Raw genomic sequence first — 23,319 nt, 5'->3', positions numbered from 1 at the left:
TAAAGGATGCCATGGATTTCCTCTTGTGAAAATGTACGATTTTCGGTAAGATAGTTATACAGAAGCTGCGTTGTTCGCTTGTATATGAAGTTTCAACCTTTATTTAGTATTAGGGAGTTCAAAACCATTGCTAGAACAACATGCCTCCTAGAAGAGAGGACGTTGAGAAGGCAATTGCGGACACCCACCTGGAGGAGCAGGTTTGAAACTCCATAAAAATCGGCGGCAAAGGCGGCTCTTATAAACTTGTTATTAAAGCAATGACCATTCGGTTATTGCTTTTTATTATGCGCGTGATGAATTTTTACAAGGTGTTTTTTTCTCATAAATAGTTAATAATGATAGACAAATTCGGCTGTAATGTGGCTAATAATCTCCATTGTTCCAGGCTGGATCGGAGTCGTGGCCTCGCTTTTAACAAATGCGGTGGTCTGAAAGGGGATAGGCTCCCCTTGTTGCCGAATATTTTCAGTTATTAATATAGGTGCTTTTGTTAATTGCACTCTTATAGTGCCAGCAATTGTTTCTGCCTTTTGATATGCGTTAATCACGGCTAAAGATAATGCATGCTGCTCATATTGGTTTCGGTCTGCTATCGCAAACTTAATCATAGAAACGATATTCGCCCCATTGCTGACAGCAGTGTCAATGACGAAGCCTGTGTGTTCAATTTGATCAATCGTTAGAAGGAGCAAGTGTTCAACTTTATAGCCCCTAAAAACTTGCTTCCCTTCAACATAATCATATTGTGGAGAAATCGAATAATTGACTGTTCGAATTTGCTCATCAGGTATACCAAGATGATTAAGTGTCTTTTTGATTTTCGATATCTTCGTGGCATTGTCTTCCTGAGCCTTCATTAATTGTTTATCCTCTGTGGAAACCCCTAAGGTTACTTCCGCTTTATTTGGCTGTACAGCTACCTTTCCCTCACCAGTAACTCTTATTACGTTGGGCTTGTCTATGCTACTAATTTTAGATTTTGGAATTGAACGATATGAAGATTGATGATGATACAAATTTCTCTCCCCGCTTTCCATCAAAAGGTTTCTTTAAAATGTACGATTGAAGGAATAGCAACATTCGCTTTTTTAGGTTTTTGAGAAACGCCCCTGCAGAAATTTATTTTCAAGGAAACGGAAATTTGTTAAAACTCATATCCCATCAATATGGCAATCCTCTTAGGAACATCGGTATTATCAAGTACCCCATCAAAGATCTCCGCTCCTTTTCCAAATGCAAACAATGGAATCAGATTGGCTGTATGGCCTCCAGTGGAACTGATTGATCGGACTTTACGATTGACTACTCCAGCATGATTGCGCTCAGCAATGAGGCTTCCTAATTCCCAGGCAGCGAGATATTGGGGATAAACTTTTCCTTCTGTGCTTTTAATTCTTTTACTAAATTGTTTTATCTCCCGTTCCGTCAGGTCAATATTTGCATATTTTTTCAATGTGCTTTTAATGCTGTATGGATCATATCCTCCATCTTTATTACGAACAAACTGGCCCACCATAAATTCAGGCGTCGCTTTTACCTTTTTGAGGCCTTCAATATTTAATGGCTCTGTTGCAGATAATCCCATCGTTTCATGGTCAGCAACTACGACTACGAGCGTGTTCCCATCTTTTTTTGCCCAATCGACGGCATAGTTAACAGCGTGATCAAATTCAATTACTTCCTTCCAGACACTTGTTATATCTGCTGCATGTGAAGCATGGTCAATGCGTGCTCCTTCTACCATGACGAAAAATCCTTTGTTATCTTTTGATAAAAATTCGATCGCTTTTTCAGTCATTTCTTTTAGGCTAGGTTCATTGCTTTTAATTAATTTACGATCCAACTTGTAGCTCATATATGAAGGATGAAATAAGCCGAGCAGCTTAGCACCCGTAGCACTTAGGAGTTCATTCCGATTCGTGACGTAAGTATATCCATTCTTTATGGCTTCCTTCGTCAAATCTTTCCCATTTTGTTTTTTTGGACCGAAAAAGTCTGCACCTCCACCTAACAGAACGTCCACATTATTTTTTAGCTGCTGGCGGGCGATTTCTTCCTGTCCGGTCCATCTGTTCGAAACACTGGCTGTGAAGGCGGCTGGGGTTGCATCCGTAACCATGTTGGTTGATATGACACCTGTCTTCTTGCCGTCTTTTTTAAATAAATCTAAAATACTCTCAGACTCTGCTCCTTCGGCTGTTACGCCAATCATTTCATTTTTGGTTTTTTTGCCAATTGCAAGGGCTGTTCCGCCAGCAGCAGAATCGGTCACAGCGTTATTAGCTGAATACGTATGGATTAAAGCTACGTTTGGAAGAGATTCCAGAAAAAGCCTCCCATCTTTTCCATATTCCATTTGCCTTGCTACTTCTATTTGTCCGACTCCCATTCCATCGCCAATCATAAGAATAACGTTTTTTGGACGGGCACGTACTTCCTCTTTTACTGTATTTGTAATGGCCTTCAAACGAGAAAACTGCATTTGGCTTGCTGCAACCTCTGAAATGTTAAAACTTGAGATACTAGCTCCGGCAATGAATATAGTGATTAACATGCTGTAAAAACGATTATTCATCTTTTTCTCACTCCTGCCTAAGATTATCTTACCAAATTATCTTTAGTATTCTTCGCGATTAATAATCATTAAAGCGGGTGGCCGAATGAAAAAACTACTCAAAATTCAAAGTCATATTGTATTAATGTGGGCATACATTTTAAGTAGTGAGAAGCTAGTCCAATTAAAAATAAAATAGTTCACTCTAAAAGGAGGAATAGCTCTGGAAACAATTCTAGCCTTTTTGCCAAAAAAGATTGCCGAAAAATTGATGAACATCCCTCCTCAAGCATTATTTGAATTAGAAGAAATACGGGTTCGGATTAATAGACCGCTTGAATTGACAATCAAGGGAATCCCGCGCTTTTTATCTTATATCGTAAGACAAGAGGATGCGGTTCATTTGTTGAACAAGATTAGCCATTTTTCTATTTATACCCTTGAGGAGGAATTGCGGCGGGGATATATCACAATCGAAGGCGGCCATCGAGTCGGTTTAGCTGGAAAAGTCATCCTCGAGGGTGGCGCAGTTAAAGCAATTAGAGACATTTCCTCTTTCAATATTCGGATTGCCAGGGAACAGATTGGGATAGCTGATCAGCTCGTACCCCATCTTTTTAATGGCGGCTGGCTTCATACAATGATTATCGGTCCACCGCAAACGGGGAAAACGACGCTTCTACGTGATATTGCAAGGATCATTTCAAGTGGTGACATAAATGCACGTTTTCAAGCTTATAAAGTGGGAATTATCGATGAGCGTTCAGAAATTGCCGGCAGTGTAAATGGGATTCCACAAATGACTTTTGGTCCGCGGGTTGATGTTTTAGATGCCTGTCCGAAAGTGGAGGGCATGATGATGATGATTCGCTCCATGAGTCCAGATGTGCTGATCGTCGATGAAATCGGCAGAAAAGAAGATGCCGATGCGATTATGGAGGCAGTAAATGCAGGAATTAAACTGATCATGACGACGCATGGAAGCTCATTAGAGGAAATCAGCAAACGGCCGACCATAAAGCCTGTCCTAGAGATGGGGATATTCCAGCGCTTTATTGAATTGAATCGAAAAAATGGCCCAGGCAGTGTGGCGAGTATAAAGGATCGCAACGGAAAAGAGATTCGATATGAAGTGAGAGTGACATGAATGATGAAATTAATCGGTGCCATTTTCATTATTATTGCCACCACCTGGACGGGATTTGAAGCATCAAGGCATCTGAATGAACGGCCCCGTCAGTTGAGGCAGCTAAAATCGGCCCTTCAGTCATTAGAGGCGGAAATTATGTATGGCCATACTCCACTGCATGAAGCGGCGAGAAGGCTCGCGGCTCAATTGTCGAAGCCATTATCGCGGTTTTTTGAAGCTTTTGCGAAAAAACTGACAAAATCGGAAACAACAGTTAAAGACGCCTGGGAACAAAGTTTAAAGGAAATATGGAAATTTACTGCTTTTAAACAAGGCGAATTTGAAATCATGAAGCAGTTCGGGGAAACATTAGGCCGGCATGATCGTCTATCGCAGCAAAAGCAAATCATGCTGACACTCTCCCATTTAGAACGAGAAGAAGCAGACGCCTATGAAAAGCAGGCCAAATACGAAAAGATGGTAAAGAGCCTGGGATTTTTATCAGGGCTATTACTAGTTATTTTATTAATGTAGAAAAGCAAGAGATGAACAGGGCGGGTCAGATTTTTAGGAGGGAAGTTTATGGGCTTAGAGGTAGATATTATTTTTAAAATTGCCGGCGTTGGAATTGTTGTTGCCTTTTTGCATACGATCCTTGACCAAGTCGGAAAAAAAGAATATGCCCAGTGGGTGACACTATTCGGTTTTATTTACATCCTATTTATGGTTGCATCGATCGTCGACGACCTCTTTCAAAAAATTAAATCCGTGTTCTTATTTCAAGGGTAAGGGAGGGCTCCCCCATTGAAATTATTCAAATAGTTGGAGTTGCGCTCGTTGCTACGTTCCTTGCCTTAATCGTGAAGGAACAGAAGCCGAATTTTGCCTTTTTGCTGATAGTATTTGTCGGTTGTGCTATTTTCCTTTTCTTAGTCGACCAAATTTATTCGATTATCCATATGATCGAAAAAATCGCTGTTAATGCAAAAGTAAACATGATTTATATCGAAACGATCTTAAAAATTATCGGAATTGCCTATATTGCTGAATTTGCAGCTCAAATCACAAAGGATGCTGGCCAAGGAGCGATCGCGTCCAAAATTGAATTAGGAGGGAAAATCTTAATCCTCGCCATGGCCATCCCGATCCTTACCGTTATGATCGAAACTATTATTCAAATGATCCCAAGTTAACGCAGGTTGGTTCCTGCTATATTTGTGAAATATCAATATGATGGTGAACGTATACAGCCTTTTTTAAAACGAGGTGTGTAATGATGAAGCAACGGCTGCAGAAAATCCTATTTCTAAATTTGCTACTCTTTTTTTTATTAGCTCAAGATGTACAAGCCTCTCCACATACGAATGAAGGAAATGAAGCAATTAACCCGCAAGCAATTCTTGATTCGCAGCTTGATTCTCTCAATATCGATGAATTGAAAAGCTTTTGGGAAGAAATAAGCACCAAATATAGCGGTTTTTTACCGGAAAGCCAAAAAGGCAGCCTTTATGAATTCATTAAAGGAGATAAAAAATTCTCTTTCAAGGAATGGGTTTCGGGTGTCACGAAGTTCGTTTTTCACGAATTTATCGTTAATGGTAAGCTGCTGGGCTCATTAATTCTCCTTACCGTTTTCAGTATGTTTCTGCAGTCGCTTCAGAACTCCTTTGAAAAAAGCACGGTGAGCAAAGCGGCTTATGCGATCGTGTTCATGGTCTTAATCATCATCGCACTTAATAGCTTCCATGTTGCAATCAGCTATACACAAGAAGCAATCGATACGATGATTTCATTTATTCTGGCGCTGATTCCGTTGTTACTTGCTCTTATCGCTTCATCTGGAGGGCTTGTATCGGCTGCGTTCTTTCATCCCGTCATCCTCTTTCTGATGAACATGAGCGGAATGTTGATTCAATATGTCATTCTGCCATTATTGTTTCTGTCAGCCTTGTTGAGCATTGTCAGTACCATGTCGGAGAATTACAAAGTGACACAACTTGCTAATTTGCTGAAAAATTGGAGCATTGGACTTCTCGGTATGTTCTTAACCATATTTCTAGGAGTCATTTCAGTCCAAGGAGCTTCTGCAGCGGTAACGGACGGAATTACAATCCGGACAGCGAAATTCATAACTGGGAATTTTATTCCGGTCATTGGCAGAATGTTTACGGATGCAACAGATACAGTAATCAGTGCCTCTGTCCTATTAAAAAACACTGTAGGTTTAGCTGGGGTAGCCATCTTACTGATCATCGCTGCTTTCCCTGCAATCAAAATATTGATGATTGCGTTCATATATAAATTTGCTGCAGCCATATTGCAGCCTCTAGGTGGAGGTCCAATTATCTCCTGCCTCGACATTATCAGCAAAAGTGTCATCTATGTATTTGCTGCTTTAGCCATCGTATCGTTAATGTTTTTCTTAAGTATTACAGTCATTATCGCAGCAGGAAATTTGACAATGATGGTCAGGTAGGAGGGGCTTAGATGGAATTTATCAAGGAATGGATCACGAATATCATTTTATTTATTCTGCTGGCTACCGTCATCGATATGCTACTGCCTAACTCAAACTTCCAAAAATACACAAAAATGGTAACTGGACTTTTGCTAATAGCGGTTATCTTGACGCCAGTGTTGAAACTGATCTCTCATGATTTTGAAGAAGCACTTGCCTCCGTTCCTGTTTTCGAAGCTTCTGAAGAAAAAAAGATGGAAAATTTAATAGAAATGAAGAAAAAAGAAATACAAGCCTCTCAACATGCATATATTTTAGAACAGATGGCTGTCCAGTTAAAAACGGATGCAGAAGAGGAGTTGATGGAACAGTACGGATTGGAAATTACAAACATTAAACTTGCAGTAGACGAATATGACGAGCATGCCTTTCCGGATAACCTAAAGAAGGTAATGGTTCAATTAAAGTATAAAGACGTAGAAGCTGATGCTGTTGAAGTGGTCAAAAAAGTAGAAATAAGTACCCAGGAGTCTCTTCCTTCGAACAGACCAAACAACGCGACAGAAAAAGTAGCTTCTCTGCTCGCTCAAAAGTGGAATGTAAATGAAAAAACAATCGAAGTTCTGGTAGAAGGGAGGAACATGAAAAAAGATGGATAAAGAAAAAGGGCCTTTCACATGGTTGAAAAAATGGCTTTCGAAAGAGGAGCAGCCTGATAAAAAGCAAGGAAAATATCAATATTTACTTCTTGTTCTTCTATTTGGGGCAGTGATTATGCTCATAAGTAATATGCTCTTTAAAGATGAATCGTCTAAAAATGATTTGCCGGTTTTTAATAATCAGGCAGTGGCGAAGGATGATGAAGTGCCTACTTTTGGCCAGAAACAAAAAGAGGGAAATGACGTGATTGCTAGTTATGAAAGGGCATATGAAGCACAATTAAAAGATGCACTTGATGCCATTGTCGGTGTGGAAGATGTGACGGTCGTCGTAAATGTCGATGCAACTGAGAAACAAGTATTAGAGAAGAATCGAACAAATAAAACGCAGACAACAGATGAAATCGATCGTGAAGGCGGCAAAAGAAAAGTAGAGGACCAATCTAAGGAAGAGCAGCTCGTCATTATCAGGAGTGGGGAAAAAGAGGTTCCTATTATAGTAGAAACAAAGAAGCCGGAAATTAGAGGTGTCCTAGTTGTTGCAAAAGGTGCCGATAATATTCAAGTGAAAAAATGGATCATAGAAGCTGTCACAAGGGCGCTAGATGTCCCAAGCCATAGAGTAGCTGTCATGCCTAAAAAAACTAAGGGGGATTCATAGATGTTATTGAAAAAACAAACCGTTTGGTTATTAACAATGTTAAGTTTAGTCGTAGTATTATCAGTTTACTATATTACCTCACCAGAACAAAAAGGAAATGACTTAGCAGCAATGGAGGAAAAGGAAAATAAAGAGACTGATAAAGAAGCAGGAACAACAGAAACAGGTGAAGGAAGTGCGATTACTACAAATACTGCCAGTGATGAAATGTTTGAGGCATTGCGTCTTCAGCTGAATGATGAGCGCAGCAAAATGAAAGAAGATTTAACAGTTACGATGGGGCAAACAGATCTTCCTGCGGAAGAGCGGAGTAAAGCAAAAGATCAAATTGATCAGCTGAACGAAATTGCTCAAAAAGAAGAAATGCTTGAAACACTAATTAGGGCGATGGATTATGAAGATGTCCTTGTCCGTGCAGATGGAAAGGACGTCCGCATTACGGTAAAAGCTGAGAAACAATCCCGATCAGCGGCGAACAATATTATCCGTGAAGTCAATAATGAAATAGGAAATCTGCAAGCAGTTGTCGTAGAATTTCAAATCGGGAAGTAAGAAAAGTGGAAGCGACTGAAGTATAGAAATAAGAGTGGAACATGGAACGAAACTAAAAATAGCGGGGCAAATGCTCCCCGCTATTTTTGCTGTAATCGAATTAAATGCTCAATAGAATCATGCGCATTAGCTACAGAAATAAAATAGTAGCACAACAGATGATGGCTAACTATGTTAAAATAAAGTAGAATATTTTTCATAGTCCTAATCAAATATTGAATTTCATTAGGATCTTATCGTATGATATTCGTATCTAGTCTTAAATTATTCGCTGTGCTAATTTCGCTTGATTTTGCTGTAATACAGTAGCAAGGAATTAGCGCATTGAAACCGAGGGGTGCCAAGATGTTAAAAGTACAAGAAATTCGTGAATTGATCAAGCTAGTTGATCAGTCTAATATTGATGAGTTTGTTTATGAGCATGAAGGTTCGAAAATTAAAATGAAAAAGAAGACAGCAGAAACAGTCGTAGTTTCACAGCCTGCCGAGCCATTAGCCGCGGAAGTTAAAGCACCAGGAGCAGTTCAGCCCGCAGCGATCAAACAGGAAACAATCATCGAACCTGTCGTTCAAGTGCCTGTAAAAGAAATCGAGGCGGATACATTAAATCTACATAAGATTACATCTCCGATGGTGGGAACTTTCTATCAATCATCAACACCGGATTCGGATCCGTATGTGAAAGCGGGTTCGAAAGTATCAAAGGATTCAATCGTTTGCATAGTAGAAGCGATGAAGCTGTTTAATGAAATCGAAGCTGAAATTAATGGGGAAGTTGTTGAAGTTTTAGTAAAAGACGGACAATTAGTAGAATACGGCCAGCCATTATTTTTAGTAAAGCCTGAATAAGGAGCGGTAACAGGATGATAAAAAAACTGTTAATTGCAAACAGAGGAGAAATCGCTGTTCGCATCATTCGTGCTTGCCGAGAAATGGGGATTGAATCTGTAGCCGTATACTCTGAGGCTGATAGAGAATCTCTTCATGTTCAACTTGCCGATGAGGCATATTGTATCGGTCCGAAAGCATCGAAAGATAGTTATTTGAATTTTACGAATATTATTAGCGTCGCAAAGCTTACTGATTGTGATGCGATCCATCCCGGCTACGGCTTTTTAGCTGAGAACGCAGACTTTTCCGAGCTCTGCAGGGAATGTAATATTATTTTTGTCGGCCCTTCTCCGGAAGCAATCACGAAGATGGGGACAAAGGATATCGCCCGAGAAACGATGAAGGAAGCAGGTGTCCCGATTGTGCCGGGATCTACCGGAATTATCAAGGATATTGATGAAGCCATTGAACTTGCTAACAGAATTGATTATCCAGTAATCATTAAAGCTACAGCTGGAGGCGGTGGAAAAGGAATCCGAGTAGCGCGGAATGAGCAGGAACTTGTGAACGGAATTAATATTACCCAGCAGGAAGCATTAACAGCTTTTGGAAACTCTGGCGTTTATATTGAAAAATTTATTGAAGATTTCCGTCATGTTGAAATCCAAGTGATGGCAGATAACTTTGGTAACGTTGTTCACCTTGGCGAGAGGGATTGTTCAGTTCAAAGGCGACTTCAAAAGCTTCTTGAAGAAACACCTTCACCTGCTATAGACGGGGAAACTCGTAACGAAATGGGAATGGCTGCTGTAAAAGCGGCTAAAGCGGCTGGTTATACATGTGCTGGCACGATCGAATTTATCTATGATTATCGTAACCGAGAGTTTTATTTCATGGAAATGAATACAAGGATACAGGTTGAGCATCCAGTTACTGAAATGGTGACAGGGATCGATTTAATCAAAGAAATGATTAATATCGCATCCGGTGAAAAGTTAAGTTTCACTCAAGCTGATTTAACATTTACAGGCTGGTCAATCGAATGCCGAATCAATGCCGAAAATCCTGAAAAGAATTTTATGCCATCTGCGGGCAAAATTACGATGTACCTTCCGCCTGGTGGTTTTGGTGTTCGTGTCGATTCTGCCGCCTATCCAGGTTATACAATTCCACCCTATTATGATTCCATGATTGCGAAAGTCATCACACATGGGAGTACTAGAGAAGAGGCAATTTCTAGGATGAAAAGAGCGCTAAGTGAATTTGTTATCGAGGGCGTTCATACGACGATTCCGTTTCATTTGAAGCTTCTTAGCCATGAAAAGTTCGTGGAGGGGCAATTTAACACGAAGTTTCTTGAATTGTACGATGTGATGTGAGAAAGCATATGATGTCTAGTGCTAAACTGTAAACTTACTTTAGAAATGGCTATTTTCGTAAACTTTGTTGTCTTTTACTGTGATTTTATATAACTATCTGAGTTGATTGGAACTGAGGGCACTTGACTCCTCGAAAATGCTATCGCATTTCCTTCGTGCGTGGGCAGATTCAAGGATGTAAATTCAGATCCTGCGGGAAATAGAGGAGGCTCCAGTCCCTCCCCGCTGAAAGTAAGTGCCCGCAGCGGAAATCAACGGGCAAACTTTGTAGTCTAAAAACAACAATATATGAAAACAGCCTTAGAAATAAATAAAACGGAGGTGTAATGATGGGCGAAAATAACATTCTTGAAATGAATCATGAAAACACTGGCCTCGGTAAAGTTGAGATTGCTCCCGAAGTCATTGAGGTTATTGCCGGTATTGCGGCATCAGAGGTTGAAGGAGTTGCGCAAATGCGCGGGAATTTTGCTTCAGGTGTTGTTGAGCGGCTAGGAAAGAAAAATCACGGTAAAGGCGTAAAAGTCGAGCTTTCTGAAGAAGGCATTAAAGTGGACGTTTATTGCATTATGACGTTTGGGGTATCCATTCCTAGCGTTGCACAAAAAATTCAGGATAATATCCGTCAGGCATTATTGAATATGACTGCTCTTGATGCTCAGGAAGTAAATATTCACGTCGTAGGAATCATGTTCGAAAATCAAAAGCATGAAATTGAATACGAACAAGAAATGTAAATACACATTAGCGCGGATGACTCATTCAAAGGGTCATCCTCTTTTTTATGGAAATCGTTTTCATTTGCATCATTATCTGCTAAAGTTGTAGATGAAAGTCGATATTTGTCTTAACGCGGGAAATTTTCATGGGATTCGGTGCGAATACGGAATACTTATGTTATTATTTATTATGTATTTTTGAACTTAGAAATGGCATAAATGATAATAATTATAATTGTTTGCGATATTTCAGGCAGCACTCTTTTTTCAAAGGCTTGATGGATTGCTAATGATTTAAAGTTTGCGCGAAGGATTTAGCCTTATTGCTTATACCTGAAATCTTCCCTGTAGAAGGAGTTAAGAATAGAATGAAAAGAAGAATAGCAAGAGAGAAAGCATTACAAGCTTTATTTCAAATTGATGTGAGCCAAGTAGAAATTGACTCAGCAATTGAACATGTTTTGGAAGGTGCTCCGAATAATAATTATTTAACTAAGCTTGTGAGCGGTGCAGTAGAAAACCAAAACAGTATCGATGAATCAATTAAGAAGCACCTTGAAAAATGGACAATAGAGAGATTGGCAACCGTAGATAGAAATCTTCTAAGATTAGCCGTTTATGAACTCCGATTTTGCAGTGAGGATGTGCCTGCTAATGTCGTTATCGATGAGGCAATAGAAATTGCAAAATTGTATGGGGATGATCAATCGAGTAAATTTATAAACGGGGTTCTTTCAAAGATCAAACAAGAAGTGTGAAGATTGTTAACGAACGGTTCCCTTCAACTTTATTCAGCCGTAGTCTCTAAACGATATAAGTGGCGAGATGAATGTAAATAGGTATCCATTCAGTAGGGGGTTCAAACCCCGGCCGAATAAAGTTAAGCCTCCGGCGGATGCCTCAGATTTTTTGAAGGAATTTATCGAGCAAAGCTCGATAAAAATCTGGGCACAAATACGCCAAGGCGAATTTGATTATGAATTAGGAGGAGTCAACATGACCGCACAATTAATTGACGGAAAAGAGATTGCAAGACAAAAAAAGGCGCTAATTGCTAAAGAAGTCGAAAAACTTAAAAATGAAGGGATCCTTCCTGGCTTAGCCGTTATATTAGTAGGAAACGATCCAGCTTCTCAAACATATGTAGGCAGTAAAGAAAAAACTTGTAAAGATCTTGGAATGCATTCCGTATTAATTAAACTTCCTGAAACGACTAGTGAACAAGAACTTCTAGACCAAGTAATTGAATTAAACAATAATCCGGAAATTCATGGGATCCTTGTTCAGATGCCATTACCAAACCATATTAATGAAGTAAAAGTGATCGAGACGATTTCACCTGAAAAAGATGTAGATGGTTTTCATCCGGTCAATATTGGACGCATGATGACAGGCCAAGATACTTATTTACCTTGCACACCATATGGAGTCATGGAGATGCTAGATTTTATCAATGTAGATCTCACGGGTAAACATGTGGTTGTAGTCGGACGAAGCAATATCGTTGGAAAGCCTGTAGGACAGTTATTTCTAAATAAGAATGCAACGGTTACTTATTGTCACTCCCGTACACCGGATTTGAAAGAATTTACTAGACAGGCAGATATCGTAGTTGCTGCTGTCGGGAAGATCAATGTGATTACAAAGGATCATATTAAAGAAGGTGCCATCGTAATCGATGTCGGAATCAATCGGAATAGTGAAGGTAAGCTTTGCGGCGACGTGGACTTCGATGGGGTTAAAGAAGTAGCGAGTTTCATTACCCCTGTTCCAGGCGGTGTTGGTCCGATGACCATCGCAATGCTCATGTTTAATACATTAAAAGCAGCGAAATCGATTCAGAAAAACCTTGCAATGCAATAATTAATCTTACATAATTCTGCCCTTTTAATTATGCTTTTAGTGATTCTGATTTCCTGAACCGTTTTAGACGTGACGGATGGAGGAACTAAATTGATAATGGAAGGGCAGTTTTGTTTGGGAGGCCGTGAAAGGCCTCTTTTCACAGGGCTGTTTTCGTAAACTTTGTTGTTTTTTACTGTGATTTTATATAACAATCTGAGTTGATTGGAGCGGAGGGTGCTTGAATCCTCGAAAATGCTATCGCATTTCCTTTGTGCGTGCGCAGATTCAAGGATGTAAATTCAGTATCCTGCGGGAATAGAGGGAAGCGGGAGACCCCGCAGGCGGTTACGCCGAGGAGGCTTCCGTTCCTCCCCGCGGAAAGCAAGTGCCCGCAGCGGAAATCAACGGGCAAACTTTGTAAGCAAAACAACAATATATGCTAAAACAGCCTTACAAAAATAAACACGGAATTATGCACATATTCGGAAAAAATGCCCGCTATAAAGGAGACGATTATGAAGGAACAGCGCTATTTAACGGTCAATGCTCTCACGAAATACATAAAAAGAAAGTTTGATGTGGATCCACACCTTCAGAATGTATTGGTAAAGGGAGAAATATCGAATTTTAAACAGCATTCCAGCGGCCATATGTATTTTACATTAAAGGATGAAAAAGCGCGCATTCTTGCTGTAATGTTTTCGAGTTATAGCCGGTCCATAAAGTTTTCTCCTGAAAACGGAATGCAAATCCTGATCAAAGGCGACCTTTCTGTTTATGAACCGAGCGGGCAATATCAAATATACATAAAGGAAATGCAGCCGGACGGAATCGGGGATTTATTTTTAGCATATGAACAGTTGAAGGTAAAACTTGAAAAAGAAGGATTGTTTTCCCGGCAACATAAACAGCCGATCCCGAAGTTTCCGAAAACAGTCGGCATTATCACTTCACCGACGGGTGCGGCTGTTAGGGATATACTGACAACAATTAAAAGACGCTATCCCGTTGCTAATATCCTTATTTTCCCCGCAGTTGTACAGGGCGGACAGGCTGCCCCTTCAATTATCAAGGCAATTGACACGGCTAATACCCGAAAAGAAGCCGATGTATTAATCATTGGGCGCGGCGGCGGATCGATAGAAGAACTTTGGGCATTTAATGAAGAGTCAGTGGCAAGATCAATCTTTAACTCGCAAATTCCAATTATTGCTGCCGTCGGACATGAAACTGATTTTACGATTGCCGATTTTGTAGCCGATTTAAGGGCCCCGACGCCTACAGGAGCTGCAGAAATGGCTGTTCCACATGTCGAAGATTTAACAGAAAGAATTTTGGACAGGCAGTCCCGGCTAATTAGATCGTTAAAGGAAAAATTATCATTGCAGAATGAAAGGCTTAAAAGAATCCAAAAATCATATGCCTTCCGCTATCCGCAGAAATTATATGAGCAAAAGCTAGAACAGGTAGATAAGTGGACTGAACAGCTTGAAAAGGGAGCGAGAAAGCTTTTTGAGCTTAAGTTGGATCAATCGGGAAATCTGCAAAAACGATTGCATCGAAGTCACCCGAATGAATTAATCCAGAACGCCAAAGAGCAGCAGGAAAAATCAAAAAAACGGCTGAATCGGGCCATCGGAAAAATTTTGACAGCGAAAGAAAAGGATTTTTCACATATGATTACCACTTTGGAGGCTTTAAGCCCATTAAAGATTATGGACAGAGGTTACAGCCTTGTTTATTCCGATCAAGATACATTAATCAAAACGGTCAAACAAATTAATCCAAATGACCAAGTCCAAGTAAAGGTATCAGATGGGACATTTACTTGCCGGGTGATGAATATAGAGGAGTGATAAATATGTCTTCAGAAAGATTGATTACCTTTGAAGAGGCTATGGAGCAACTAGAAGTAATTGTCGAAAAACTGGAAGAAGGGGACGTCCCCCTTGAAGAAGCCATTAATATTTATAAGCAGGGAATGGAGCTTTCCAAGCTTTGTCATGACAAGCTGAAAAATGTCGAATCCCAGCTTACACAGATTTTAACAGAAGATGGGCGGAAAGAAAATTTCGATATTTCCGAGGAGGAGTAATTTTGCTGCAGAAATCATTGGAATCATTTGCTAGTACTCACAAGGCTTTACTAGAAAATAAAATGAGGGAAAGTATAAACAAGTTGAATGCTCCGCAGGTTGTGAAAGAATCAATGCTTTATTCTTTGGAGGCTGGAGGAAAGCGGATTCGGCCTTTGCTTCTATTCGCCACTTTAGCTTCCTTTGGTCAAGATCCTAGGAAGGGCTTAACAACCGCTGCTGCCATTGAAATGGTCCATACATATTCATTAATTCATGATGATCTGCCGAGTATGGATAATGATGATTTACGAAGAGGAAAGCCGACTAATCATAAGGTGTTTGGAGATGCTTTTGCCATCTTGGCGGGTGATGCATTATTAACGTATAGCTTTCAATTAATAGGGGAAACCTCAAGCGAGTTTGCTAGTGCTGAAACAAAGCTGGCGCTTATCAACCAATTGGCGAAAGCTGCCGGAGCTGAAGGAATGGTAGGCGGACAGGTTGCTGATATAAGCGGGGAAGAGAAAGAATTAACATTAAGTGATTTAGAGTATATTCATGTTCATAAAACAGGCAAGCTGCTTGAATGCAGCATTATTTCTGGAGCAATCTTAGCCGGATCTGATGTGGAAAAAATCCATACTTTTTCTAAGTTTGCTTACCATCTCGGGCTTGCCTTTCAGATCCGCGATGATATTCTCGATTTAGAGGGAACAGAGGATGTACTTGGCAAGCCTGTTGGAAGTGACGAAACGAATAAAAAAGGCACCTATCCATCCATTTTGACTTTGGATGGTGCTAAGCGGGCCTTGGTCCAACATATTGAACTGGCAAACGCGAAACTTAAGGAAACAGGGTTAAATACACATTTGCTCGAGGAAATCACAAATCTGATTGCTTCGAGAGATCATTAAATTTTGGAACAAATAAATTCCCTTAATTAGGGAATTGCTTCCTTTTTCTTGAGGAAATATTTCTTACTGTTATAATAATAGCTAAACAACGGAAGAAAAAATGAAAGTGAGTGATCCGCCGAATGGATCTAATGGAAATTAAAGACCCTTCATTCTTAAAAGGGCTTTCGAATAAAGAACTGGAAGCTTTAAGTCAGGATATTCGTCAATTCTTGATTGAAAATTTATCTGGTACGGGTGGTCATATCGGTCCTAATTTAGGTGTCGTAGAACTAACCATTGCATTGCATAAATGCTTCGATAGTCCAAAAGACAAAATCATTTGGGATGTTGGTCACCAATCGTATGTACACAAAGTTTTAACCGGACGTGCAAATCAATTTGATACATTGCGGCAATATAAAGGGCTTTGCGGTTTCCCAAAAATGATTGAAAGCGAACATGACGTCTGGGAAACGGGGCATAGCTCGACTTCTTTATCAGCAGCAATGGGGATGGCAATTGCCAGGGACTTGAAGAAAGAGAATTCATATGTCATTCCAGTTATTGGTGACGGAGCGTTAACAGGCGGCATGGCTTTAGAGGCATTAAATCATATCGGCCATGAAAAAAAGAATATGATTGTGATCTTAAATGATAATGAAATGTCAATTGCTCCGAATGTAGGGGCTCTACACAATGTGCTTGGAAGACTTCGAACAGCCGGAAAATACCAATGGGTTAAGGATGAACTCGAGGTTCTTTTGAAAAAAATCCCTGCAGTAGGCGGAAAGCTTGCTTCTACGGCTGAAAGATTAAAGGACAGCCTGAAATATCTTTTTGTTTCCGGCATGTTTTTTGAGGAAATGGGCTTTACGTATTTAGGTCCTGTAGATGGTCATAACTATGAAGATTTATTTGAAAATCTCAGCTATGCAAAGAAAACGGAAGGCCCTGTTCTTCTTCATGTTATTACGAAAAAAGGGAAGGGCTATCAGCCGGCTGAAAGTGATACAACAGGCACATGGCACGGTACTGGCCCATATAAAATTGATACAGGCGATTTTGTCAAACCGGTTCATACTCCCCCAGCTTGGAGTAAGCTAGTTAGTGAGACGGTTCGTAGGCTTGCTAGAGAAGACGAAAGGATTGTCGCTATTACCCCGGCTATGCCGGTTGGTTCAAAGCTTGAAGGCTTTGCAAGTGAATTTCCTGAACGGATGTATGATGTAGGAATTGCTGAACAGCATGCTGCTACAATGGCTGCGGGACTTGCTACGCAGAATATGAAGCCTTTCCTAGCTATTTATTCTACGTTTCTCCAGCGTGCGTATGATCAAGTTGTTCATGATATTTGCCGCCAAAATTTGAATGTCTTTATCGGGATCGATCGTGCCGGCTTAGTAGGCGCTGATGGGGAAACACATCAGGGTGTGTTCGATATCGCTTTCTTAAGGCATGTACCTAATCTTGTATTGATGATGCCGAAAGATGAAAATGAAGGGCAAAACATGGTCTATACTGCGGTAAAATATGATGATGGGCCAATCGCCATGCGTTTTCCACGCGGGAACGGAATCGGTGTTCCGATGGACGAGAAATTGAGATCCATTCCAATCGGTACTTGGGAGGTTCTCAAACCGGGAAGGGATGCAGCCATTTTAACATTTGGAACGACGATTCCAATGGCAATGGAAGCGGCAAATATTTTAGAAAAACAGGGATATTCCATCAAGGTAATTAATGCAAGATTCATTAAGCCAATGGATAAAAAAATGCTCATAGAGTTATTTAACGAAGATATTCCAATTTTAACGATTGAAGAAGCGGTACTTCAGGGTGGTTTTGGAAGTGGAGTTCTAGAATTTGCTCATGAAAATAGTTATCATCATATTGAAATCGATCGGATGGGCATTCCTGACCAATTTATTGAACATGGAAGCGTCGATGAGCTTTTAAAGGAAATTGGAATGACTGCCGGAGCAGTTGTCGACAGAATCAATATCTTGGCAAGAAAAAAACAAAAAAGGGCATAAAGCATGAAAATTAAGAAAGAACGATTAGATGTATTATTAGTGGAAAGAGGCCTAGCAGAGACGAGGGAGAAAGCGAAACGTACGATTATGGCAGGTCTTGTTTTCAGCAATGAGAATCGCCTAGATAAACCAGGCGAGAAAGTAAGCAGTGATATTCCCCTTAGAGTGAAAGGCAAGGTCATGCCTTATGTGAGTCGGGGTGGGCTTAAACTAGAAAAGGCTTTAAAGGTGTTCGATTTGGACGTGGCTGATAAGATCCTGCTCGATATTGGCGCTTCAACAGGCGGCTTCACGGATTGTGCCTTACAGAACGGGGCCAGAATGTCTTATGCCCTCGACGTTGGGTATAATCAGCTCGCATGGAAATTGAGGCAGGACGAAAGGGTAGTCGTTATGGAACGAACGAATTTCCGCTATGTTACGCCTGCCGACCTTTCAGCAGGCATGCCCAATCTTGCATCCATTGATGTTTCCTTTATTTCATTAAAGCTAATTCTTCCTGTATTAAAGACATTGCTTGTTTCTGGCAGTGATGTTGTTGCACTCGTGAAGCCACAGTTTGAGGCAGGAAGAGACCAGGTTGGAAAAAAAGGGATTGTACGAGATCCAAAGGTGCATGAAAATGTCGTTCAAACGATGATTGCCCTCTCACTTAGCCTTGGATTCGATGCGAAGGATCTTTCGTTTTCGCCGATTACTGGCGGAGATGGCAATATTGAATTCTTATTGCATCTATTTTGGTCAGGCGAAAAGGAAACCGGAGAAAACCTACTTAAGATTGCCCCATTTGAAGTTGTGAAACAAGCCCATATAGAACTAAAAACGAAACAAACAAATGATGAGGAATAGGCTTCGGCTTATTCCTTTTATTGTTTTTTTATAATATGGCATTATAAATGTTGATAAATAAGTATTAGCGGGCCCGATTTGTCTAAAGAGAGCCTATTTGCGAATACAAAACCCGCCTCTTAAAAGGTAAATCGACCCGTGGCTATGTCAACAATTTAAATTCTTTTTTCTTTTATTTAATCGAAAGGAATTTTGTCGAGGATCATCGAATAATAGTTGATATGGAGTTCGATTTGGGAGAAAAGTTGTACATTATTGCGAAAATCAGCTAACATATAAATAGGTTATTTTCGCGGATTAACAGGAATTTATCTTTTAGATAAGCTTTATTTCCGTCTTTTACAAACTGAGGTGATTAAATGAATAAAGGTCAACGGCATATTAAAATTCGTGAGATTATTACAAATAATGATATTGAAACGCAAGATGATCTTGTCGATGAATTAAAAAACGCGGGTGTAAATGTCACACAGGCAACCGTTTCACGAGACATTAAAGAGCTGCATCTTGTTAAAGTTCCTTTAATGGACGGCAGATATAAATATAGTCTTCCCGCAGACCATCGCTTTAATCCATTACAAAAATTAAGAAGAAATTTAATGGATGCATTTGTCGGAGTTAATTCTGCAGGCCACCTTCTAGTGTTAAAAACGCTTCCTGGGAATGGAAATGCAATTGGAGTACTCATTGATCATTTGGACTGGGAAGAAATCCTTGGGACGATATGCGGGGATGATACTTGCTTAATCATTTGTAAAACACCTGAAGATACAGAAACGATTTCAAACCGTTTTCTTGATATGCTTTAACTTTATTCTGCAGAAGTCTCTAAACGGTATAAGTAGCGAGATGACTGCAAATAGGTATCCAATCAAGCGGGGGTTCAACTCCGGCTAAATAAAGTTAAGCCTACGGCGAGCCTTTAGATTTTTTAAAGGAATTTATCAAGCAAGCTAAGGTAAAAATCTGTGCACAAATACGCCAAGGGGAATTTGATTTAGAGGTGATTTACAGTGTTAGGTGAAATATCGATTAAGAATTTTGCTATTATAGAAAGCCTGTCTGTTTCTTTCGAAAACGGCTTAACGGTTTTAAGCGGGGAAACAGGTGCTGGAAAATCGATCATTATTGATGCGATCCACTTACTTGTAGGCGGCAGAGGTTCTTCCGAATTTGTCCGGCATGGAGAGGAAAAGGCGGAAATTGAAGGTCTATTCCAACTGGAAGATCCAGATCATCCATGCTATAAAAAAGCCAGTGAAATTGGCATTGATATCGAAGACGGAATGGTTGTGCTGAGGAGAGATATTTCCAAAACTGGAAAAAGCGTTTGCAGAGTAAATGGCAAGCTTGTAACGAACTCTACGTTAAGGGAAATCGGAAGTACACTGATAGATATTCACGGACAGCATGAGCATCAAGAACTAATGGATGAGACAATGCATATATCTCTTCTTGATCAATATGGTGGAGGGGAAATTTCTTCTGCTTTATTTGAATATCAGGAAGTTTATCAGTCGTATGAACAAACTCTTAAACATTTGAAAAACTTAACTGAAAATGATCAGCAAATGGCTCATAGATTAGATTTAATCCAATTTCAACTGGATGAAATCCAAACAGCAAATTTAAAAATAAATGAAGATGAAGAACTTTTTGAAGAGAAGCGAAAATTAAGTAATTTTGAGCGTATTTATGATTCGATACAGTTAGGGTATTCCGGCCTTCAAGGAGAGCAAAAAGGGCTCGATTGGATCGGTCTTGTGATGGGGCATATTCAAGATGCTGCTGAATTGGATCCTTCCTATAAAGAGTTGGCAGAGTCCATTTCAAATAGCTTTTATCAACTCGAAGACGCGGCCCGGACAATAAGAAACGAGATGGATTTTCTTGAGTATGATCCTGGAAGACTGACAGTGATCGAAGACAGACTGAATGAAATCCACCAATTAAAGCGGAAATACGGGAAGACGGTTGTAGAAATCCTTGAATACGCTTCGAAAATCGAAGAAGAGATCGAAACCCTTCAAAATAAGGAGACACATATTGATCACTTGGAAAAGGAAGCTGCCTCCCTAAGGAAAGACCTCCTAATTGAAGCCGAAGAACTAAGTAATTTACGCAAAAAATCCGCACAAAATTTTACAAAGTTATTACATAAAGAATTAAAAGAGCTTTATATGGAGAAGACTGTATTTGAGGTTAAATTTGAAACGGATTCTGAGAATTTTATGAAAAATGGCATTGATCGGGCAGAATTTTATATTTCCACAAATCCGGGCGAACCATTAAAACCACTTTCGAAAATTGCTTCAGGCGGAGAGCTTTCCAGAATAATGCTGGCATTAAAGAGTATTTTCTCTAAACATCAAGGGATTACTTCCATCATTTTTGATGAAGTAGATACGGGTGTCAGTGGTAGAGTTGCTCAAGCAATCGCTGAACGAATTCATTTTGTAGCAGTAAACTCCCAGGTGTTATGTATTTCTCACTTGCCGCAGGTTGCAGCAATGGCCGACACTCACCTATACATCGCAAAAAATATTAAAGACGGCCGAACGAAAACGACCGTCAAATCATTAAATGAAACTGAAAAAGTCAAAGAAATAGGTCGGATGATTTCAGGCGTTGAAATTACAGATTTAACAAAGGAACACGCTAAGGAACTACTTCAACTCGCAAACAAAATAAAGATACATTGAAAAGCTATCCAAAGAAGGATAGCTTTTTTTATCGTCATACCAGTTATAAATGCGTGCTTTACAGGCAAAATTAAAGATGTAGCCATTTGACGTTGATGGATTAGAAGCGAGGAGAGTGAAATATTTTGACAATAGATGCAGTAAGAAAAATAATTGGTGGAATTCTCCTTGTTTCATTAATTGCAATTGGTTTCTCAAAACCCTTTCAAGAGTATGTGCATATGCCCGCAACAATTACCCTTTTTGAAGGCCAACAGTTAGAGCTGGCAAAGGCAGAAATGGTATCAGCAGGGTTGTCTTCAGATAATTCCAGTATTGCTCTTAAACAGGATTCTCATTCGGTTTTCCTTCAAGCAAAAGAACGAGGGGAAAACGAAATGCTTCTAGACTATGCAGGTTTTCCGATTAAAAAAGTCGATGTTAACGTATTAAAGGATTTTAAAGTCATTCCAGGAGGTCAATCGATTGGCGTGAAGCTCAATACGATCGGTGTGCTTGTCGTTGGTCACCATCAAGTGAATACAGTTGATGGGAAATCATCGCCAGGTGAACTAGCGGGAATCAGGATTGGCGATATTATTACAGCAATAAACGGAAAAACAATCGAAAAAATGGCAGACGTAGCCCCATTTGTACAGGATGCTGGAAAATCAGGCAATCCCCTTCATATTGTAGTAAATCGAGAAAACGATAAAATTACAACAGAATTAACTCCGCTTAAGGAGAAAGGAGAGGGCTCCTATAAACTCGGATTATACATCCGCGATTCTGCAGCGGGAATCGGAACAATGACTTTTTATCATCCCGAATCCAGAAAGTACGGAGCATTAGGTCATGTCATTTCAGATATGGATACAAAGAAACCGATTGTCGTCGGGGATGGACAAATTGTTCGCTCAACAGTTACTTCGATCGAAAAAGGAAGTAATGGAAATCCGGGTGAGAAGCTGGCACGTTTTTCGGAGGATAAGGAAGTGATAGGTAATATTGTTAGAAATAGTCCATTCGGAATTTTTGGAGAACTGAATCAGAAAATTAAAAATGGAATCTTCGATAAACCGATGGCAATCGCTTTATCTCATCAAGTAAAAGAAGGTCCAGCGCAAATTTTAACAGTTGTTGAAGATGATGAAGTAAATCTTTTTGATATCGAAATTGTGAGTACGATCCCACAAAAATTCCCTGCTACGAAGGGCATGGTCATTAAAGTAACTGATCCAAAGCTTTTGGCTAAAACAGGTGGGATTGTTCAGGGAATGAGCGGCAGCCCGATCATTCAAAATGATAAAGTTGTTGGAGCTGTCACCCATGTGTTTGTAAATGATCCAACTTCAGGTTATGGCGTTCACATCGAATGGATGCTTCATGAAGCAGGAATTGATATATATGAAAAACAGGCGGAAAAAGCATCTTAATACAAGCAAAAGGAAAAGACGGGTATTTTCTATCCGTCCTTTTCTTTATGAAAATGGCTTTGTTAATTAACAATGTTGATAAAGATATTAGCGGGCCGATTTTGCCTGGTCGACAAAAATGCCACGTCCTCGAAAAAGAAATTCACTTTTTCTTCGTGCTATGTTAATGCTGCCGAAGCTTTCCTTGTCTATGGCAAATGCAAAACCCGTCTCTCGGAAGGTAAATCGAACCCGTTGGTTATAACAACAATATTGTTTAATATCGCCAAGAAAATAAAAGAGTTTCGGAAAGATTCCGCATAAAATGGAGAAACCTTAGCATAAATGATAGAAAAATGTACAAAAGACGCTTTCATCGTTTTGTGTTATGATGGAAGCATAAAGATTATTCGACAAATTTAATACCCGAATTATGACATTTAGCGAAAATAGTCGAATAGGAAAGAAAATAAGAGAAAACCAATGATTTTCCTGTGAATTTGAGAAAAATTTAAAAAAACTAAAGGGATTTCTGTTGCATTGTCGAATTTCTCAATTAGAATAAATAATAGATGATA

General features: G+C 39.8%; 23 protein-coding genes and 1 other RNA gene. 22 read left to right on the top strand and 2 right to left on the bottom strand.

Going from position 1 to position 23,319, the window contains the following annotated elements; translation table 11 throughout:
- Positions 1-59: 59 nt before the first annotated feature.
- Positions 60-242, top strand: a non-coding RNA gene (gene ssrS, locus BGM26_RS10150) — 6S RNA.
- 90 nt (positions 243-332) lie between these two features.
- On the opposite strand, the gene BGM26_RS10145 is transcribed toward ssrS, so the two are convergent.
- Together BGM26_RS10145 and BGM26_RS10140 are read right to left on the bottom strand one after the other, a co-directional pair.
- On the bottom strand, positions 333-1,019 hold the full coding sequence (locus BGM26_RS10145; RefSeq protein WP_217039700.1) for an SIMPL domain-containing protein: 687 nt from the start codon (positions 1,017-1,019) through the stop codon (positions 333-335).
- A 128-nt stretch (positions 1,020-1,147) separates the two neighbouring features.
- Complete coding sequence (locus tag BGM26_RS10140) at positions 1,148-2,578, bottom strand: alkaline phosphatase (protein WP_254119197.1); 1,431 nt, start codon at positions 2,576-2,578, stop codon at positions 1,148-1,150.
- A 202-nt stretch (positions 2,579-2,780) separates the two neighbouring features.
- On the opposite strand from BGM26_RS10140, the gene spoIIIAA reads away from it, so the two are divergent.
- The 21 genes from spoIIIAA to spoIVB all read left to right on the top strand — a co-directional run bounded on the left by spoIIIAA (position 2,781) and on the right by spoIVB (position 22,762).
- Entirely contained in the window at positions 2,781-3,704 is a 924-nt protein-coding gene (spoIIIAA, locus tag BGM26_RS10135; RefSeq protein WP_217040737.1) for a stage III sporulation protein AA, read from the top strand.
- Positions 3,705-4,220, top strand: a complete 516-nt coding sequence (gene spoIIIAB / locus BGM26_RS10130; RefSeq protein ID WP_217039699.1) for a stage III sporulation protein SpoIIIAB — start codon at positions 3,705-3,707, stop codon at positions 4,218-4,220.
- Positions 4,221-4,268: 48 nt separating this feature from the next.
- Positions 4,269-4,475 carry a stage III sporulation protein AC gene (gene spoIIIAC / locus BGM26_RS10125; RefSeq protein ID WP_009794945.1) on the top strand — a complete coding sequence of 69 codons (207 nt, stop codon included), beginning with the start codon at positions 4,269-4,271 and terminating at the stop codon, positions 4,473-4,475.
- A gap of 14 nt (positions 4,476-4,489) precedes the next feature.
- A complete protein-coding gene (gene spoIIIAD, locus BGM26_RS10120) occupies positions 4,490-4,879 on the top strand; it encodes a stage III sporulation protein AD (protein WP_217040736.1) in 390 nt (129 codons plus the stop codon).
- 83 nt (positions 4,880-4,962) lie between these two features.
- Positions 4,963-6,162, top strand: coding sequence for a stage III sporulation protein AE (gene spoIIIAE / locus BGM26_RS10115; protein WP_217040735.1), 1,200 nt, complete (start codon positions 4,963-4,965; stop codon positions 6,160-6,162).
- An 11-nt stretch (positions 6,163-6,173) separates the two neighbouring features.
- Positions 6,174-6,803 (top strand): stage III sporulation protein AF, encoded by a 630-nt coding sequence (spoIIIAF, locus tag BGM26_RS10110; RefSeq protein ID WP_217039698.1) that lies wholly within the window; start codon positions 6,174-6,176, stop codon positions 6,801-6,803.
- The gene (gene spoIIIAG / locus BGM26_RS10105; protein ID WP_217039697.1) at positions 6,796-7,464 is read left to right on the top strand and encodes a stage III sporulation protein AG; all 669 of its coding nucleotides are present in this window, start codon (positions 6,796-6,798) and stop codon (positions 7,462-7,464) included. The genes spoIIIAF and spoIIIAG overlap by 8 nt, the downstream gene beginning before the upstream one ends.
- Positions 7,465-8,016, top strand: a complete 552-nt coding sequence (locus BGM26_RS10100; protein WP_217039696.1) for a SpoIIIAH-like family protein — start codon at positions 7,465-7,467, stop codon at positions 8,014-8,016.
- A 345-nt stretch (positions 8,017-8,361) separates the two neighbouring features.
- A complete protein-coding gene (gene accB, locus BGM26_RS10095) occupies positions 8,362-8,865 on the top strand; it encodes an acetyl-CoA carboxylase biotin carboxyl carrier protein (protein WP_217039695.1) in 504 nt (167 codons plus the stop codon).
- 14 nt (positions 8,866-8,879) lie between these two features.
- The gene (gene accC / locus BGM26_RS10090; RefSeq protein ID WP_217039694.1) at positions 8,880-10,226 is read left to right on the top strand and encodes an acetyl-CoA carboxylase biotin carboxylase subunit; all 1,347 of its coding nucleotides are present in this window, start codon (positions 8,880-8,882) and stop codon (positions 10,224-10,226) included.
- Between the two features lie 329 nt (positions 10,227-10,555).
- Positions 10,556-10,963 (top strand): Asp23/Gls24 family envelope stress response protein, encoded by a 408-nt coding sequence (locus BGM26_RS10085; RefSeq protein ID WP_217039693.1) that lies wholly within the window; start codon positions 10,556-10,558, stop codon positions 10,961-10,963.
- 350 nt (positions 10,964-11,313) lie between these two features.
- The gene (gene nusB / locus BGM26_RS10080; RefSeq protein ID WP_217039692.1) at positions 11,314-11,703 is read left to right on the top strand and encodes a transcription antitermination factor NusB; all 390 of its coding nucleotides are present in this window, start codon (positions 11,314-11,316) and stop codon (positions 11,701-11,703) included.
- 238 nt (positions 11,704-11,941) lie between these two features.
- On the top strand, positions 11,942-12,808 hold the full coding sequence (gene folD, locus BGM26_RS10075) for a bifunctional methylenetetrahydrofolate dehydrogenase/methenyltetrahydrofolate cyclohydrolase FolD (RefSeq protein WP_217039691.1): 867 nt from the start codon (positions 11,942-11,944) through the stop codon (positions 12,806-12,808).
- Positions 12,809-13,305: 497 nt separating this feature from the next.
- Positions 13,306-14,646, top strand: a complete 1,341-nt coding sequence (xseA, locus tag BGM26_RS10070; RefSeq protein WP_217039690.1) for an exodeoxyribonuclease VII large subunit — start codon at positions 13,306-13,308, stop codon at positions 14,644-14,646.
- A gap of 5 nt (positions 14,647-14,651) precedes the next feature.
- Positions 14,652-14,885, top strand: coding sequence for an exodeoxyribonuclease VII small subunit (gene xseB / locus BGM26_RS10065; protein ID WP_217039689.1), 234 nt, complete (start codon positions 14,652-14,654; stop codon positions 14,883-14,885).
- A gap of 5 nt (positions 14,886-14,890) precedes the next feature.
- Positions 14,891-15,781 carry a polyprenyl synthetase family protein gene (locus BGM26_RS10060; RefSeq protein WP_302053246.1) on the top strand — a complete coding sequence of 297 codons (891 nt, stop codon included), beginning with the start codon at positions 14,891-14,893 and terminating at the stop codon, positions 15,779-15,781.
- Between the two features lie 122 nt (positions 15,782-15,903).
- Entirely contained in the window at positions 15,904-17,796 is a 1,893-nt protein-coding gene (dxs, locus tag BGM26_RS10055; RefSeq protein ID WP_217039688.1) for a 1-deoxy-D-xylulose-5-phosphate synthase, read from the top strand.
- A gap of 3 nt (positions 17,797-17,799) precedes the next feature.
- On the top strand, positions 17,800-18,645 hold the full coding sequence (locus BGM26_RS10050) for a TlyA family RNA methyltransferase (protein WP_217039687.1): 846 nt from the start codon (positions 17,800-17,802) through the stop codon (positions 18,643-18,645).
- A 359-nt stretch (positions 18,646-19,004) separates the two neighbouring features.
- Entirely contained in the window at positions 19,005-19,454 is a 450-nt protein-coding gene (gene ahrC / locus BGM26_RS10045; protein WP_217039686.1) for a transcriptional regulator AhrC/ArgR, read from the top strand.
- A gap of 204 nt (positions 19,455-19,658) precedes the next feature.
- Positions 19,659-21,347: a DNA repair protein RecN gene (recN, locus tag BGM26_RS10040; protein ID WP_217039685.1), complete on the top strand. Its 1,689-nt coding sequence runs from the start codon at positions 19,659-19,661 to the stop codon at positions 21,345-21,347.
- Between the two features lie 125 nt (positions 21,348-21,472).
- The gene (gene spoIVB / locus BGM26_RS10035; protein WP_217039684.1) at positions 21,473-22,762 is read left to right on the top strand and encodes a SpoIVB peptidase; all 1,290 of its coding nucleotides are present in this window, start codon (positions 21,473-21,475) and stop codon (positions 22,760-22,762) included.
- Positions 22,763-23,319: the final 557 nt, after the last annotated feature.

It is taken from the genome of Bacillus sp. FJAT-29790 (assembly GCF_019039215.1).
Classification (GTDB): domain Bacteria; phylum Bacillota; class Bacilli; order Bacillales; family Cytobacillaceae; genus Cytobacillus.
This window is presented reverse-complemented; position numbering and strand designations above follow the sequence as displayed.

Bases quoted from the DNA above. Each gene is read 5' to 3' on its own strand.
- BGM26_RS10140 (WP_254119197.1), bottom strand. From the start codon at position 2,578: ATGAATAATCGTTTTTACAGCATGTTAATCACTATATTCATTGCCGGA.
- spoIIIAB (WP_217039699.1), top strand. From the start codon at position 3,705: ATGATGAAATTAATCGGTGCCATTTTCATTATTATTGCCACCACCTGG.
- spoIIIAC (WP_009794945.1), top strand. From the start codon at position 4,269: ATGGGCTTAGAGGTAGATATTATTTTTAAAATTGCCGGCGTTGGAATT.
- spoIIIAE (WP_217040735.1), top strand. From the start codon at position 4,963: ATGAAGCAACGGCTGCAGAAAATCCTATTTCTAAATTTGCTACTCTTT.
- spoIIIAF (WP_217039698.1), top strand. From the start codon at position 6,174: ATGGAATTTATCAAGGAATGGATCACGAATATCATTTTATTTATTCTG.
- spoIIIAG (WP_217039697.1), top strand. From the start codon at position 6,796: ATGGATAAAGAAAAAGGGCCTTTCACATGGTTGAAAAAATGGCTTTCG.
- BGM26_RS10100 (WP_217039696.1), top strand. From the start codon at position 7,465: ATGTTATTGAAAAAACAAACCGTTTGGTTATTAACAATGTTAAGTTTA.
- accB (WP_217039695.1), top strand. From the start codon at position 8,362: ATGTTAAAAGTACAAGAAATTCGTGAATTGATCAAGCTAGTTGATCAG.
- accC (WP_217039694.1), top strand. From the start codon at position 8,880: ATGATAAAAAAACTGTTAATTGCAAACAGAGGAGAAATCGCTGTTCGC.
- BGM26_RS10085 (WP_217039693.1), top strand. From the start codon at position 10,556: ATGGGCGAAAATAACATTCTTGAAATGAATCATGAAAACACTGGCCTC.
- nusB (WP_217039692.1), top strand. From the start codon at position 11,314: ATGAAAAGAAGAATAGCAAGAGAGAAAGCATTACAAGCTTTATTTCAA.
- folD (WP_217039691.1), top strand. From the start codon at position 11,942: ATGACCGCACAATTAATTGACGGAAAAGAGATTGCAAGACAAAAAAAG.
- xseA (WP_217039690.1), top strand. From the start codon at position 13,306: ATGAAGGAACAGCGCTATTTAACGGTCAATGCTCTCACGAAATACATA.
- xseB (WP_217039689.1), top strand. From the start codon at position 14,652: ATGTCTTCAGAAAGATTGATTACCTTTGAAGAGGCTATGGAGCAACTA.
- dxs (WP_217039688.1), top strand. From the start codon at position 15,904: ATGGATCTAATGGAAATTAAAGACCCTTCATTCTTAAAAGGGCTTTCG.
- BGM26_RS10050 (WP_217039687.1), top strand. From the start codon at position 17,800: ATGAAAATTAAGAAAGAACGATTAGATGTATTATTAGTGGAAAGAGGC.
- ahrC (WP_217039686.1), top strand. From the start codon at position 19,005: ATGAATAAAGGTCAACGGCATATTAAAATTCGTGAGATTATTACAAAT.